This is a genomic window from Pseudomonas sp. CFBP13508 (assembly GCF_005233515.1).
Lineage (GTDB): Bacteria > Pseudomonadota > Gammaproteobacteria > Pseudomonadales > Pseudomonadaceae > Aquipseudomonas > Aquipseudomonas mercuritolerans.
Genome location: NZ_QFZZ01000007.1, coordinates 208,851 through 223,710, shown reverse-complemented (window position 1 = coordinate 223,710; position 14,860 = coordinate 208,851). Strand labels below are relative to the sequence as shown.

10 protein-coding genes are annotated in these 14,860 nt (G+C 61.2%); 4 read left to right on the top strand and 6 right to left on the bottom strand.

Annotated features, from left to right (window positions below; genetic code table 11):
• Positions 1 to 4: 4 nt before the first annotated feature.
• The gene (locus PspCFBP13508_RS20355) at positions 5 to 1,738 is read left to right on the top strand and encodes a PTS fructose-like transporter subunit IIB (RefSeq protein WP_137215520.1); all 1,734 of its coding nucleotides are present in this window, start codon (positions 5 to 7) and stop codon (positions 1,736 to 1,738) included.
• Between the two features lie 175 nt (positions 1,739 to 1,913).
• Positions 1,914 to 3,455 (top strand): alkaline phosphatase D family protein, encoded by a 1,542-nt coding sequence (locus PspCFBP13508_RS20350; protein ID WP_137215519.1) that lies wholly within the window; start codon positions 1,914 to 1,916, stop codon positions 3,453 to 3,455.
• Positions 3,456 to 3,695: 240 nt separating this feature from the next.
• On the opposite strand, the gene PspCFBP13508_RS20345 is transcribed toward PspCFBP13508_RS20350, so the two are convergent.
• The 3 genes from PspCFBP13508_RS20345 to PspCFBP13508_RS20335 form a co-directional block, all read right to left on the bottom strand.
• Entirely contained in the window at positions 3,696 to 4,064 is a 369-nt protein-coding gene (locus tag PspCFBP13508_RS20345; RefSeq protein WP_137215518.1) for an endonuclease domain-containing protein, read from the bottom strand.
• 225 nt (positions 4,065 to 4,289) lie between these two features.
• Positions 4,290 to 6,818, bottom strand: coding sequence for a sulfite reductase flavoprotein subunit alpha (locus PspCFBP13508_RS20340; protein WP_137215574.1), 2,529 nt, complete (start codon positions 6,816 to 6,818; stop codon positions 4,290 to 4,292).
• 235 nt (positions 6,819 to 7,053) lie between these two features.
• On the bottom strand, positions 7,054 to 9,369 hold the full coding sequence (locus PspCFBP13508_RS20335; RefSeq protein WP_137215517.1) for a TonB-dependent siderophore receptor: 2,316 nt from the start codon (positions 9,367 to 9,369) through the stop codon (positions 7,054 to 7,056).
• 207 nt (positions 9,370 to 9,576) lie between these two features.
• Between PspCFBP13508_RS20335 and PspCFBP13508_RS20330 the strand changes: the two genes are divergently transcribed.
• Together PspCFBP13508_RS20330 and PspCFBP13508_RS20325 are read left to right on the top strand one after the other, a co-directional pair.
• Positions 9,577 to 10,257 (top strand): Fe2+-dependent dioxygenase, encoded by a 681-nt coding sequence (locus PspCFBP13508_RS20330; RefSeq protein WP_024011586.1) that lies wholly within the window; start codon positions 9,577 to 9,579, stop codon positions 10,255 to 10,257.
• Positions 10,254 to 10,994, top strand: a complete 741-nt coding sequence (locus PspCFBP13508_RS20325) for a tetratricopeptide repeat protein (protein ID WP_137215516.1) — start codon at positions 10,254 to 10,256, stop codon at positions 10,992 to 10,994. Before PspCFBP13508_RS20330 ends, PspCFBP13508_RS20325 begins: the two co-directional genes overlap by 4 nt.
• Positions 10,995 to 11,242: 248 nt before the next feature.
• On the opposite strand, the gene PspCFBP13508_RS20320 is transcribed toward PspCFBP13508_RS20325, so the two are convergent.
• The 3 genes from PspCFBP13508_RS20320 to PspCFBP13508_RS20305 all read right to left on the bottom strand — a co-directional run bounded on the left by PspCFBP13508_RS20320 (position 11,243) and on the right by PspCFBP13508_RS20305 (position 14,850).
• Positions 11,243 to 12,406: a type III PLP-dependent enzyme gene (locus PspCFBP13508_RS20320; RefSeq protein WP_016771733.1), complete on the bottom strand. Its 1,164-nt coding sequence runs from the start codon at positions 12,404 to 12,406 to the stop codon at positions 11,243 to 11,245.
• 636 nt (positions 12,407 to 13,042) lie between these two features.
• Positions 13,043 to 14,200, bottom strand: coding sequence for an ABC transporter ATP-binding protein (locus PspCFBP13508_RS20310; RefSeq protein WP_016771732.1), 1,158 nt, complete (start codon positions 14,198 to 14,200; stop codon positions 13,043 to 13,045).
• Positions 14,197 to 14,850 (bottom strand): ABC transporter permease, encoded by a 654-nt coding sequence (locus tag PspCFBP13508_RS20305; RefSeq protein WP_039759484.1) that lies wholly within the window; start codon positions 14,848 to 14,850, stop codon positions 14,197 to 14,199. Before PspCFBP13508_RS20305 ends, PspCFBP13508_RS20310 begins: the two co-directional genes overlap by 4 nt.
• Positions 14,851 to 14,860: the final 10 nt, after the last annotated feature.

Below are 14,860 nucleotides of genomic sequence, written 5' to 3'. Positions count from 1 at the left end.
TGTCATGAAGTTAGCCATTGTTACGGCTTGCCCGAACGGCATGGTCACCAGTGTGCTGTGCGCGCGTCTGCTCGATGCAGCGGCGCAGCGTCAGGGCTGGAGCACCAGCGTTGAAGTGGTCGATCCGGCGCACCCGGAACGCGAATTGTCGGCGGCGACCATCGAAGCCGCCGAGTGGGTGTTGCTGGTCACCACTGGCGCGGTGGACATGAGTCGCTTCGTCGGCAAGCGCGTGTTCCAGATCGCCCCGGCGCAGGCCTTGCAGGATGTCGAAGCGGTGCTGCGTCGCGGTGCCGAAGAGGCCGAAGTCTACGTCGCCAGCGCAGTCGAACCGGCTATTGATGCGCCACGTGCGCCACGCATCGTCGCCATCACGGCCTGCCCGACCGGCGTCGCCCACACCTTCATGGCCGCCGAAGCTTTGCAGCAGACGGCCAAGCGTCTGGGTTATGAATTGCAGGTCGAAACCCAAGGCTCGGTCGGCGCGAAAACCCCACTCAGCGCAACGGCCATCGCCGAGGCTGACGTGGTGCTGCTGGCGGCGGATATCGACGTCGCCACCGAGCGTTTCGCCGGCAAGAAAATCTATCGCTGCGGCACTGGCGTTGCGCTGAAGCAGTCTGAAGCGACTTTGAAAAAAGCCTTGGCCGAAGGCGCTGTCGAAAGTGCGGCAAGCGACGGCAAGGCCCCGGCCAAGTCCGAGAAAACCGGCGTCTACAAGCACCTGCTCACGGGTGTGTCGTACATGCTGCCAATGGTGGTGGCGGGTGGTTTGCTGATCGCATTGTCGTTCGTGTTCGGCATCACCGCTTACAAGGAAGAAGGCACGCTGGCGGCGGCGTTGATGCAGATCGGCGGCGAAACCGCGTTCAAGCTGATGGTGCCGCTGCTGGCCGGGTACATCGCCTACTCGATTGCCGATCGCCCTGGCCTTGCGCCGGGGATGATCGGCGGCTTGCTCGCAGGCACTCTGGGCGCCGGATTCATCGGCGGGATCATCGCCGGTTTCATGGCCGGTTACGCCGCCAAAGCCATCGCCCGCTATGTGAAATTGCCGCAGAGCCTGGAAGCGCTGAAGCCGATTCTGATCATCCCGTTACTGGCCAGTCTGGTCACCGGCCTGGTGATGATTTACGTGGTCGGCAAACCGGTCGCCGGCATGCTCGCGGCGCTCACCCAGTTCCTCGACAGCATGGGCACCACCAACGCGATTCTGCTCGGCGTGTTGCTCGGCGGCATGATGTGCGTCGACCTCGGTGGGCCGATCAACAAGGCTGCCTATGCGTTTTCGGTGGGGCTGCTGGCCTCGCAGAGTTACGCACCGATGGCCGCGACCATGGCCGCCGGCATGGTGCCGCCGATTGGCCTGGGCATCGCCACCTTCATTGCCCGGCGCAAGTTCGCCCAGACTGAACGCGAGGCCGGCAAAGCGGCTTTCGTGCTCGGCCTGTGCTTTATCTCCGAAGGGGCGATTCCGTTTGCTGCGAAAGACCCGCTGCGGGTGATTCCGGCGAGCATCGCCGGCGGCGCGCTGACCGGTGCCTTGTCGATGTACTTCGGCTGCAAGCTGATGGCGCCGCACGGTGGCTTGTTCGTGCTGGCGATCCCCAATGCGATCAACCACGCGCTGCTGTATCTGCTGGCGATTGTTGCGGGGAGCCTGGTTACGGCGGTGGTGTATGCGCTGCTTAAACGGCCTGAGGCTGTCGAACTACCACTGGAACCCGCCAAGGCCTGACCGACAACATCAAATCACTGTGGGAGCGAGCCTGCTCGCGAAAGCGGAGTGCCAGCTGAAGATGTGGTAACTGGCAGGACGCCTTCGCGAGCAGGCTCGCTCCCACAGGAGTCTGCATTGTCATAGCCGGTTCATACACCCGTGCTTAAGTTTTCCCTTTTACAGGGAGAACACCATGAGCGACTTCAATCTCGGCCGGCGTCGCGTCATGCAAGCGGTCGGCGCCGGGCTGTTGCTGCCGGGGCTGGCGCCGGCGGTGATTGCTTCGGTCAAGGATCGTCCGCAGCTCACCGATGGCGTGCAGTCCGGCGACCTGCTGGGCGATCGCGCGATGATCTGGAGCCGCAGCGATCGCCCGGCGCGCATGGTGGTCGAGTGGGACACCGGCAGCCTGTTCGGCAACCCGCGCAAATTCGTCTCGCCACTGGCCGATGCGCGCAGCGATTTCACCGCCCGCGTCGAACTCGCCGGCCTGCCGGCCAACCAGGCAATCTTCTATCGCGTGCACTTCGAAGATGCGCAGAGCGGCGTCGCCAGCGAACCGTGGTTCGGCCATCTGCGCAGCGTGCCAACGACAAAACGCGACATCCGTTTTGTCTGGAGCGGTGACACCGTTGGCCAGGGCTTCGGGATCAACCCGGACATCGGCGGCATGCGCATCTACGAAGCCATGCGCCTGCGCCTGCCGGACTTCTTTATCCACAGCGGCGACACCATCTACGCCGACGGCCCGGTGCCCGCGCAACTGACCACCGAAAGCGGGCGCATCTGGCGCAATATCACCACCGAAGCCAAGAGCAAAGTCGCGCAGACCCTCGACGATTATCGCGGCAACTATCGCTACAACCTGATGGACGAAAACATCCGCCGCTTCAACGCCGAAGTGCCGCAGATCTGGCAGTGGGACGACCACGAAGTGGTCAACAACTGGTCGCCGGGCAAGCAGCTGGATGAGCGCTATCAGGAGAAAGATATCCACAAGCTGGTTGGCCGCGCGCGGCAGGCGTGGCTGGAATATGCGCCGATGCGTTTGCAAGCGGCGGACGGCGGCGGGCGCATTTATCGCAAGCTCAGTTACGGGCCGATGCTCGACGTATTCGTGCTGGATATGCGCAGCTATCGCGAAGCCAACGATGCCAACCTGGGCGCTGCAAAACCGTTTCTCGGCCGCGAGCAGCTGGACTGGCTCAAGCGTGAGTTGCAGGCATCGAAGGCGCAGTGGAAAGTCATCGCCGCCGACATGCCCATCGGCCTGGGCGTCCCCGACGGCGAGGTCAGCCCGGGCGTTGCACGCTGGGAAGCCATGGCCAACGGCGATCCCGGCCCGGCGCAGGGGCGCGAACTGGAAATTGCCGAATTGCTCGGCTTTCTGCGCTCGCAGCAGGTGCGCAATTTCGTGTTTCTGACGGCGGACGTGCACTACTGCGCGGCGCATCACTACCACCCGGACCGTGCCGCGTTTCAGGATTTCGAACCGTTCTGGGAATTCGTCGCCGGGCCGTTGAACGCCGGCAGTTTCGGGCCGAATCCACTGGACAAGACATTTGGGCCTGAGGTGGTGTTCGAGAAAGCACCGCCCGCACAGAACACCTCGCCGTTTGCCGGGTTTCAGTTTTTTGGTGAGGTGAATATCGAAGGGCAGAGCGGCGAGATGAGTGTGGTGTTGCGGGATCTGGATGGGGTAGCAGTGTTTGAGAAGAAGTTGCAGCCTGTTTAATCACGCTGGATCAAAAGCCCCTCACCCCAGCCCTCTCCCGGAGGGAGAGGGAGCCGACCGAAGTGTCTTGCGTCATGCATCGACCTGGAAGACCGAGGTGATTGAGGATAAAGGAACTTTCGTCGTCTGAGTTCAGGGTCGAGCACGCGGTCGTGTCGGATTTGGATTCGGCGAATGACGTTCAGGTCGGCACATAGCGTGAATGATTCGCGGTCGGTCCCCTCTCCCTCTGGGAGAGGGCTAGGGTGAGGGCATTTTCCGCTCTGCCGCAATTCTGATGATCTGCTCCAACACATCATCCATCTGCTGAAGCACCTCAAGATTGCTGAATCGCACGACGTCAATGCCTTGTTGAGACAGGAAGTTCGACCGGCGCCGATCGTGAAGCACCCCGGCCGTCTCATAATGCTGGCCACCATCCAGCTCAATCGCCAACCTCAACTCTACACAATACAAATCCAGCACAAACGGCGGATATGGAAACTGTCGGCGAAATTTCAGATTGGCGATTTGCCGGGAACGCAGGCGCTGCCAGAGCAGGTGTTCGCAATCTGTCTGGTTGGTGCGTAAGTTGCGGGCGAATTGGGCGAGGGTAGGGCGGCTTGGCATGGCTTCACGGTCCTTGTGAAGTTGACTGGAGATTTAACAGTAGCCCATTTCCCTCATCGGAACGCGGCCCGCCCAGCTCTCTCCCAGGAGGAGAGGGAGCCGACCGAGGTGATTATGGCTATGGATTCAGTGAAGAACGCTCAGGTCGGCGTCGATCTCCAGCATCCCCCAATCGGTCCCCTCTCCCATTGGGAGAGGGTTAGGGTGAGGGGCTTTTCGCAGGCGTTAGTAAACGTCCCGGCGATAGCGGCCCTGTTCGATCAGGCGTTCAACTTCGGCGCTGCCGAGGATATCGCTGAGCGCCTGGTCGACGCCTGAGGCCATCCCTTGAAGGCTGCCGCAGATATAAATGACGGCCCCCTCTGCCAACCACTTCTTCAATTCATCCGCCGACTCACGCAAGCGATCCTGCACATAAACCTTCTCAGCCTGATCGCGGGAAAACGCCAGATCCAGCCGCGCCAGATCACCATTGACCAGCCACTCTTCGAGCTCGGCGCGGCAGAGGAAATCGTGCTCACGGTTGCGCTCGCCGAACAGCAGCCACTGCCGTTGCTGGCCATCGGCAATGCGTGCCTTGAGCAGGCTGCGCAGGCCGGCCAGGCCGGTGCCGTTGCCCAGCAGGATCATCGGCACGGGTTCGTTCGGCAGGTGGAAACCACTGTTGCGCCGCACGCGCAGACTGATGCTGCCGCCCACTGGCGCATGCTCGGTGAGCCAGCCTGAGCCGATGCCGAGGCTGCCGTCGTTGTGCTGTTCCTGACGCACGATCAACTCCAGCACGCCGTCAGCGGCAATCGAGGCGATCGAGTATTCGCGCATGGCCAGCGGCACCATCGCGTCGACCAGCGACTGCGCATGCAAACCGACCAGATGTGCGCGGTGTTCGGGCAATTGCCGTGAGGCGAGGGCCACTTCCAGTGGCTCGTCGATGCCGTTGATCTTCACCGGGGTCTCGCCCCGAATGCCGAGGCCGTCGAGGAAGTGGTCGATGGCCCACGGGCAATTGCGCGGCAGCACTTCGACCAGGTCACCGGCCAGCCAGCTGCGGGTGTCCGGGGCTTTGAGGCCGAGCAGGTAGACCGGCGCGCCGCTGCTGTCGGGGTTCATTAGTTCGCGACGGACCAGCGTCCAGTTGTCGTAGCTCGGTGCTTGCCAGGTTTCGCTCGGCGCCTGTCCGGTGAGCTGGCCGAGTTGGGTTTGCCAGTGACGCAGCGCGTAGGGATCGCCGCTGTCGACTTCCACCGGGGCGAACAAGGTTTTGCCGCCGTGTTCGCCGAGCCATTGATGCAAGCGCTTGGCGAAGCCGCAGAAGTGCGCATACTGCCGATCGCCGAGACCGAGCACGGCGTAGTTGAGGCTGTCGAGTGCCGAGGCCTTGGCCAGCACTTTGCGCTCGAAACCACGGGCGCTGTCCGGCGCTTCGCCGTCGCCGAAGGTGCTGACCACGAACAATGCGTTGTTCGACTCACGCAGATCCTGTTCGCTCAGATTGGCCAGCGGCTGCACGTTGACCGGCAATCCGGCGGCCTGCAAGTGTCCGGCGGTCTGCCACGCCAGTTGCTCGGCGAATCCGCTCTGGCTGGCGAAACCGATCAGCCACGCCGAAGCATCGGCGGACGGTTGTGCGAGACCTTGGCGGGCATCCTTGATCTGCTTTTTCTTGCGTCGACGGTCCAGATACAGCAGCCAGCCAGTGATGAAAAACAGCGGCATGCACACCGCCGCAATCGTCACGATGATGCGCCCGACGAGGCCAAAATAGCTGCCCACGTGCAGCGCATAAATGCTCGTCAGCAGTTGGGCCTTGAAGCTTTTGTCGGCATAGCGGTCGACGCGTTTGACCACGCCGGTCGCCGGGTCGAGGGTGATCTGGTTCAGCGCGCGGTCATGGGGTGAGCTGTCGAGCAGGTAGAACACCGTCGCCGGCTGGCCGGCCACCGCCGGCATGCGAATGTTGTACGCGGCCAGACCCGGGCCGGCAGCGCTGTAGATGCTGCTCCACATCGCCGCGTAGTCGGCGGTCGGTGCCGGGCCTTCCGGCGCCGGGCCGCGACCACCGCGCACGCGTTCGTTCTGCGGCGCGTCGGAAAGCAATCGGGTCAGACCTTTGTTGTACCACTCGTACGACCACGACAACCCGGTCAACGCCAGCAGCAGATAGACCAGCAAACACCAGGTGCCGGCCACCGAATGCAGATCCCAATTGAACGCGCGGCCCTTCTTTTTCCAGTCCAGGGTCAGCCACACGCGCCAGCTGTTCCACTGACGCGGCCAGCGCAGATAGAGGCCGGAGAGACAGAAGAACAACAGCATCAGCGTGCAGGCGCCGGTGATGTTGCGCCCGGTGTCGCCCATGGCGAGGAAGCGGTGCAGTTGCAGCATCAGGCCAAAGAAGTCCTGGCCGGTGGCGTCGCCCTTGAACTCGGCGGTGTACGGGTCGAAGTAGCGCATTTCGCCACGCCGTTCGCCCTTGGGCGGAGTGAAGAATACCCGTGCGGCGTGACCGCTGTCGGTCTCGACCCAGAGCATCGCGACTTTCTTGCCGGACGCGGCTTCAATGCGCTCCACCAGTTCCACTGGCGGCAGCACGCCGGCGACCTGTTTTTCCACCTGCAGAACGGACGGATTCAGCGCGCGCAGGATCTCGTCCTGAAACGAATAGGCCGCGCCGGTGATGCCCATCAGAGCCAGCACCAGCCCTGCGGTGATGCCAAAAAACCAGTGCAACTGGAACAGGGTTTTCTTCAACACGTCACTCGCCGTCCGTTCGGAAATTGTCATCACGGCGCGCATTATGCCGTGGGTTATCAAGAAGCGTTTTGCGTTACACACAAAAGCCCCGTTCAACTGAATGAACGGGGCCGAGCCTCGCGGCACATTCCCTGTGGGAGCGAGCCTGCTCGCGAAAGCGGTGTGTCATTCAGCATCGATGTTGCTGAAAGATTGCCTTCGCGAGCAGGCTCGCTCCCACAGGTTTTCACATCGGTCAGAAGTGGAAATTGGTGCTCAACAGCGCCGTGCGGCCCGCCGCCTGGTTGGCGAAGTGGGTCGAGAAGGCTTTGTCGTAATAGGTTTCGTCGGTCAGGTTCTGCACGTTGAGTTGCAGGTCGACGTTCTTGGTCAGCTTGTAGGCCGCCATCGCGTCGTAACGCACGTACGAATCGACCATTGTCGTGTTCGCCACACTGCCGTAGACGTCGTCGACGTAGAACGCGCCACCACCGATCGTCAGCTTCGGCGTGACCTGATACGTGGTCCACAGGCTGGCGCTGTTTTTCGGTGTGTTCGGCAGATCGTTGCCGTCGTTGGCACGACCCAGCGGGCCACCGTCAACCTGTTCGCTGTCCATGAAGGCGTAACCGGCGAACACCTGCCACTTGTCGGTGATCTTGCCGCTGGCCGACAGTTCGAAGCCTTGTACGCGGGTCTTGCCGGCGTTCTCGTAGGAGCTGGTGTCGACCTGCACGCGAGCGTTTTCCTTCTCGGTGCGGAAGATGTCGGCGGTCAGCGACAGGCGATCGTTGAGCAGGTCCCACTTTGTGCCGATTTCGTAGTTCTTGGTGGTTTCCGGCTCCATGTCGCTGCTCAGCAGGTTGCCGCTGCGATCCGGGGTGCCGCCCAGCGGATTTCCTTCCTGACCTTCGCCCAAGGTGTTGCCCGGCGGTGTCGCCGAAGTTGCATAAGAGGCGTAGATGCTGCCGTTTTCCGCCGGTTTGTAGACCACGCCGAACTGGCCGGTGACGAATTCGCTGGTGTCATCACCCTTGGAGGTGGTGGTGCCTGCGGCGTTGTAGGTTTTGTAGTCGGTGTCGAAGTGGTCGTAGCGCAGGCCCATGTTCACCAGCCATTGCTCGGTCAACTCCAGCGTGTCGAACACGTACAGCGCGTAGGTGTCGGCCTGGGTGTCGGTGCCGGCGTAGTTGCGCGAGATCGCGCCGTTCCACGGATCGTTCGGATTCGGGTTAGACAGCGAGGTGCAGTTGTAACCGCTGGCAGCGCCGATCAGGCCCGGGTTGCAGTTGGTGGTGACAGCGCTGGTGCGCGGCGTGGTGTCGGTGTTGACGTTGTACGAGGATTTCTCGCTCTGCTCGCGGGTGTATTCGACACCGGTGGAGAAGCTGTTCTTGAAACCGGCCACGTAGAAGGTGCCGAACAGGTCGGTCTGGTTGGTGGTGGTTTCGGTATTGCTCACCCGCGTGTTGGCGCGACGCCAGACGCTGCCGTTGTTGACGTTGCCCTTGCTGTCGTCCGGCTGGGTGAGGATGTAATCCTGCATGCTGCTGCCGTGGCGCAGGGTGTTCTTGATGGTCAGCGCATCGTTCAGGTCGTGCTCGATGGCGAAGGTCGCGGTGTCGGTGCGGCCCTTGCGGAAGTCACGATCCAGACCGTAGAAGTTGTCGTGATCGCCACCGGCGTATGGCTTGTCCGGGTTGGACTTGGTGCGTGCGGCCGAACCACCGGTGGGAATGGTGTAAGGGATGCCCGAGTCCGGGGTGTCGTTGCTTTCCAGATGATAGTAGTCGAGGTTGACACGGGTGTCGGTGCCCAGGCCGAAGGCCAGCGACGGCGCGATGCCCCAGCGGTCGTAATCGACCTTGTCGCGACCGGCGACGTTGCTCTCGTGGCTCATCAGGTTGAGACGGCCGGCAGCGCTGTCGCTGAACACGTAGTTGCCGTCGAGGGTGTAGCGCTGGGTCTGGTCGGAGCCGTAGGTGAAGCCGCCATCGAACGAGTTGCCCAGATGGGCTTTCTTGCTCACCAGATTAATGCTGCCGCCGGCTGCGCCGCGACCGCCAATCGCCGAGTTCGGGCCTTTGCTGACTTCGATGTTTTCCACAGCGAAGATCTCGCGGCTCTGCGAACCGGTGTCGCGCACGCCGTCCAGATAGGTGTCGCCCTGGGCGTCGAAGCCGCGAATGAACGGACGATCGCCCTGCGGGTTGCCCCCTTCACCGGCGCCGAAGGTGATGCCCGGCACGGTGCGCAGCGCGTCCTGCATGTTCAGCGCGCCGGTGTCCTTGAGCACTTGTTGCGGGATGACGGTGACCGAGCGCGGCGTGTCGACCAGCGGCGCGGTGTACTTGGGCGAGGAGGCTTTTTCGACCTGGTAGGACGTCGAGTCCTGGGCTTCGCCGGTGATGGCGGTGGCGTCCAGGGCGATGGCGTTGCCGGACGCTTTGCTGTCGGTTTTTTCCGCCGCGAAGACCATCTGCCCAGCGGAGCCGGCGGTGATTGCGACACCGATTGCCGAGGCGAGCAGACGTGGTGAACTGACCGGTAATTGTGCGTGTTGACGTGCCATTTTTATTCCCCTCCCCAAGGATTTGAGGCGGCGGAATATAGGGTAAACAGGTATTCGTATCAATTGCGAAACATTGTTATTCGCATTGAATTTACATTCTTTACAATTTGCCCTTACGGTTTCTGCTTGTTCATCCGTCTTGGGGGTTTTACACAGTCAATAAGAATCAATACCATTGCCGCCTTCTTGCCATCAGGTGACATCGCCATGCTGCTGCACATTCCCGGGCTGTTCGCAAAAGACGAAGTGCAGCGCATCCGCCAGGCCCTGGAGCAAGCGGATTGGGCCGACGGCAAGATCACCGCCGGCTTCCAGTCGGCCAAGGCCAAGCACAATCTGCAACTGCCCGAAGGCCACCCGCTGGCGAAGGAAATCGGCGCGGCGATGCTTGAGCGGTTGTGGAAAAATCCGCTGTTCATGTCTGCCGCACTGCCACACAAAGTCTTCCCACCGCTAGTGAACTGCTACACGGCTGGCGGCAGTTTCGATTTCCATATCGACAATGCCGTGCGCCAGCCCAAGGGCAGCATCGAGCGAGTGCGCACCGATTTGTCGGCGACGCTGTTTTTCAGCGAGCCGGAAGATTACGACGGCGGCGAACTGGAGATTCAGGACACCTACGGCACCCAGCGAGTGAAGCTGCCAGCCGGCGACATGGTGTTGTATCCGGGCACCAGTTTGCACAAGGTCAATGCCGTCACTCGCGGCGCGCGTTACGCCTCATTCTTCTGGACGCAGAGCCTGGTGCGCGAAGACAGCCAGCGCGCCTTGCTGTTCGAGATGGACGGCGCGATTCAGCAGTTGACCCAGGACGTGCCCGATCACCCTTCGCTGATCCGCCTCACCGGCACTTATCACAACTTGCTGCGGCGTTGGGTCGAGGTATGAGTTTCCAGTTGCGCCGCGAGGAAGTCCTCGACGGTGGACAGCTGCGCGCCATGCTCGCCGAAAGTCCCGCCCGCGCTGCGCAGGCGATTTTGCTCGCGGCGGGCGAGGGCGAGGTTGAAGCGCAGGCGTTGCTTGGGCAGATCCTGCTGGATGGCCAAGGCATCGCCCAGGATCAGCCATTGGCGCTGCGCTGGTTCGCTATTGCCGCCGGTCGCGGGCATCTGATGGCGCGCAACATGCTCGGGCGTTGTCATGAGCATGGTTGGGGATGTGCGGCGGATGCCTCGGTGGCGGCGCAGCATTATCGAGCCGCCGCCGAGGCGGGTCTTGATTGGGCGATGTACAACCTGGCCAACTTGCTGGCGACCGGGCGCGGGGTGACGGTTGATCATCAGCAAGCGCTGGCGTTGTATCGGAGCGCGGCTGAGTTGGGCCATGCGAAATCGATGAACCTGCTGGGGCGCTATCTGGAGGAAGGGCAGGTGTGTCCAGCGGATCCGCTGGCGGCGCGCGAGTGGTATCGGCGTTCGGCTGAAGCTGGGGATTTTCGTGGGCAGTTCAGTTATGCGGCGGTGTTGGCCGATGAAGGCCGGATCGATGACGCAGTCATATGGCTTGAGAAAGCCTTGGCCGGCGGCAATCTGAATTTTCTGCGGGTGGCGAGTCAGGCGCTGGCGAGTGCTGTAGATCCGAAGATTCAGGCGTTGGCTGGGCGGTATGCGCTTCGGTGCCAATAGCCCTCACCCTAACCCTCTCCCAGAGGGAGAGGGGACTGACCGAGTTGGATGTTCCAGGTACACCGACCTGAGATATCCAGTCGACCTCAGGTTTTGAAGAGCCCCCGATCTGCTCCCTTTCCCCCTCGCCCCCTTGGGGGAGAGGGCTGGGGTGAGGGGGATAGATCGAAAGCACACCACCAATCTCAAAGCCAGACACAAAAAAGCCCATGACACATCATGGGCTTTTTGCATTACCGATTCAGCGCTTAAACGTAAAACGACTTCAACGGCGGAAACCCATTGAACTCAACCGCGCTGTAACTGGTGGTGTACGCACCGGTCGACAGCCAGTACAGACGATCACCAATCGCCAGGTTCAGCGGCAACCCGTATTTGTAGTTCTCATACATGATGTCGGCGCTGTCGCAGGTCGGGCCGGCGATCACGACTTCTTCCATCTCGCCTTTCTTCTCGGTCCAGATCGGGAACTTGATCGCTTCGTCCATGGTTTCGATCAGGCCGGAGAACTTGCCCACATCGGTGTAAACCCAACGCTCGACAGCGGTGCGCGATTTGCGCGCAACCAGCACCACTTCGCTGACCAGAATACCGGCGTTGGCGATCAGCGAACGGCCCGGCTCGAGGATGATTTCCGGCAGGTCATCACCGAAGTCTTCCTTGAGGAAGCGAATGATCTCTTCGGCGTAGGTTTCCAGGCTGTTGGTGCGGGTGATGTAGTTGGCCGGGAAGCCGCCGCCCATGTTGATCAGCTTGAGGTGGATGCCGTCTTCTTCTTTCAGGCGTTCGAAGATCACTTTGACCTTGGCGATCGCCGCGTCCCAGACACTGATATCGCGCTGTTGCGAGCCGACGTGGAACGAGATGCCGTACGGCACCAGGCCGAGGTCGCGGGCGAGGATCAGCAGGTCCATGGCCATGTCGGTCTGGCAGCCGAACTTGCGCGACAGTGGCCAGTCAGCGGTGGTCGAACCTTCAGTGAGGATGCGCACATAGACTTTCGAACCCGGTGCAGCCTTGGCGATGTTGCGCAGGTCGGCTTCGGAGTCGGTGGAGAACAGACGCACGCCCTTCTCATAGAAGTAGCGGATGTCCTTGGATTTCTTGATGGTGTTGCCGTAGCTGATACGGTCCGGGCTGACGCCGCGATCCATGACCTTGTCCAGCTCGTAGATCGAGGCGATGTCGAAGCTCGAGCCCTTGTCTTTGAGCAGGTCGATGATCTCGACGGCCGGGTTGGCCTTGACCGCGTAGTAGACCTTGGCGAATTCGAAACCGGCGCGCAGGTCATCGTAGGCCTGGGCGATCATCGCGGTGTCGATCACCACGAACGGGGTTTCCTGTTTGTCGGCGAACGCCTTCATTTTGTCGAATGTAGCGCGCGCGAAATAGTCTTCGACCTGGATCGACATGCTGGGTGCTCCTATGGGCAAACTCGTAAAAACAATGGGTGCATGAACGCCCTCCGTATCCCCACTTTGGTTCGCCTACTTCCCAAGGCATGTCGCCGAAAGCAAAAAGGCCCAGAGATGTGCAGCTATCCCTTGGCCTTGCTGTCTCGTCGTCAGTACTTGAGCCGGATGGATCGTTTCCAGCATGGACGTTCGGCGCGAACTTTAGGGCGTGAGGGGCGCGAGATCAACTAAAAATGTCGCGTTTTTGCACGCTTCTGACGTGCGTCGCGTTCATCACTTCTTCTACCCGACCGAGATGACGGGCAGATGTTCCCGGCGAATTTTCAGGTGTTAAACATATCTGCACGTTCGGGGCTTTTGGCAGCTAGATCGCGGGTAAGTGTGATAGCGGCAACATCGGCGACGTTGGCGTCGAGAGAGGGTGTTGAAGGGGGATTTGGATCTTGAAGAAGCTGGATTGACGACGCTCTTGCAGGAGAGGCTGTTGAGATTCTTTGTCACCCTGCGAGATCAACATAATCACGCAGATCCTGTGGGAGCGAGCTTGCTCGCGAAGGCATTTTCACAGTCGACATCGTTGTTGACTGATATTTCGCTTTCGCGAGCAAGCTCGCTCCCACAGGGTCTGTATTTTTAGGCGACGACGGTTTCAGCCGGCGAGACGATACTGGTCTTCATCCCCCGCGAACGTCCCGAGCTCAGGTACGCCGCGATCGATTCCTGCGTCACCTCGCCCAAGAACACCCGTTCGGCATCCATCACCGGCAGCCAGGCGCGGTTGAACTCGTACATGCGCGACAACAGGATGCGCAGGTGCTCGTCGTACGCTGCGGTGGCGTTGAACTCACGGAGGAATTGCGCGCAGGTGCCGGTCTGGCGATGCAGGTCGCGACGGCGCACGTAACCCAGCGCCTTGTTCTCGGCGCAGGTGACCACCACGTAGCGACGGTCATGCTCGTCCATCAACTCCAGCGCATCGGCCACCGGGGTTTCCGGGCTGACCGACGGCGCGTTGTCCGCCGCGTCTTCGGCCTTCACCAACAGCAGGCGTTTGAGCGTGCTGTCCTGGCCGACGAAGTTGCTGACGAAGTCATCCGCCGGATGCGCCAGCAGGGTGTCCGGGTGGTCGATCTGCAGCAGCTTGCCGGCGCGGAAAATGGCGATCTTGTCGCCCAGCTTGATCGCTTCGTCGATGTCGTGGCTGACCATGATCACGGTCTTGTTCAGCGCGCGCTGCATCTCGAAGAATTCGTTCTGGATCATCTCGCGGTTGATCGGGTCGACCGCGCCAAACGGTTCGTCCATCAACAGCAGCGGGGCGTCAGCCGCAAGCGCACGAATCACGCCGATACGCTGTTGCTGACCACCGGACAATTCACGCGGGTAGCGATGCAGATACTGCTTGGGCTCGAGCTTGATCATGCTCATCAGTTCGCGGGCGCGGTCGTGGCATTTCTGTTTGTCCCAGCCGAGCAGTTTCGGCACGACGACGATGTTCTCTTCGATGGTCATGTTCGGGAACAGACCGATCTGCTGGATCACATAGCCGATGTTGCGGCGCAGCGTCACTTCGTCCAGGTCGGTGGTGTCTTCGCCGTTGATGAGGATCTTGCCCGAGGTCGGTTTGATCAGGCGGTTGATCATTTTCAGCGTGGTGCTTTTGCCGCAACCCGATGGCCCGAGGAACACGCAGATCTCGCCTTCATTGACGGTCAGGCTTACCGAGTCCACGGCTTTGACATCTTTGCCGTTGCTTTGGAAAGTTTTGCTGAGGTTTTGAAGTTCGATCATTTGAGGAGTCCTTTTGGAGTCAACGAGCGTTGCAGCCATTGGAGAAACAGGTCGGCGAAAATCGCCAGAAGACTGACCAGCAGCGCGCCGACGATAAGCATCGACATGTCACTGCGGCTGATGGAGGCGAGGATCAACACACCGAGGCCGCCGGCGCCGATGGTCGCGGCGATGGTCATTACGCCGATGTTCATCACCACGGCGGTGCGCACGCCAGCAAGAATCACCGGCACCGCGATCGGCAGTTCAACCATGCGCAGGCGCTGGCCGAAGGTCATGCCGATGCCGCGCGCAGCTTCGCGGATGCCCGGCTCGACGCCGGTCAGGGCGAGGTAGGTGTTGCGCATGATCGGCAGCAGTGAATAAAGGAACACGGCAGTGATCGCTGGCAGTGGCCCGAGGCCCTGGCCGAACTTGGAGTAGAACGGCAGCAGCAGACCGAACAGGGCAATCGACGGCACGGTCAGCAGCACCGTGGCGCTGGCTTGCAGCGGGCCGGCGAGGGTGGGGAAGCGCGTCATCAGGATGCCCAGTGGCACGCCGATGACGATCGCCAGGGTCACGGCGATGCCGACCAGGGTAATGTGCTGCCAGGTCAGGTGCATCACCTGCTGCCAGTCGAGATGGGAAAAGGCGTTCAGGAATTCCATGACTTCTCCT

Excerpts from the sequence above, each read along its gene's own strand:
- PspCFBP13508_RS20355 (WP_137215520.1), top strand. The coding sequence starts at position 5 with ATGAAGTTAGCCATTGTTACGGCTTGCCCGAACGGCATGGTCACCAGT.
- PspCFBP13508_RS20350 (WP_137215519.1), top strand. The coding sequence starts at position 1,914 with ATGAGCGACTTCAATCTCGGCCGGCGTCGCGTCATGCAAGCGGTCGGC.
- PspCFBP13508_RS20345 (WP_137215518.1), bottom strand. The coding sequence starts at position 4,064 with ATGCCAAGCCGCCCTACCCTCGCCCAATTCGCCCGCAACTTACGCACC.
- PspCFBP13508_RS20335 (WP_137215517.1), bottom strand. The coding sequence starts at position 9,369 with ATGGCACGTCAACACGCACAATTACCGGTCAGTTCACCACGTCTGCTC.
- PspCFBP13508_RS20330 (WP_024011586.1), top strand. The coding sequence starts at position 9,577 with ATGCTGCTGCACATTCCCGGGCTGTTCGCAAAAGACGAAGTGCAGCGC.
- PspCFBP13508_RS20325 (WP_137215516.1), top strand. The coding sequence starts at position 10,254 with ATGAGTTTCCAGTTGCGCCGCGAGGAAGTCCTCGACGGTGGACAGCTG.
- PspCFBP13508_RS20320 (WP_016771733.1), bottom strand. The coding sequence starts at position 12,406 with ATGTCGATCCAGGTCGAAGACTATTTCGCGCGCGCTACATTCGACAAA.
- PspCFBP13508_RS20310 (WP_016771732.1), bottom strand. The coding sequence starts at position 14,200 with ATGATCGAACTTCAAAACCTCAGCAAAACTTTCCAAAGCAACGGCAAA.
- PspCFBP13508_RS20305 (WP_039759484.1), bottom strand. The coding sequence starts at position 14,850 with ATGGAATTCCTGAACGCCTTTTCCCATCTCGACTGGCAGCAGGTGATG.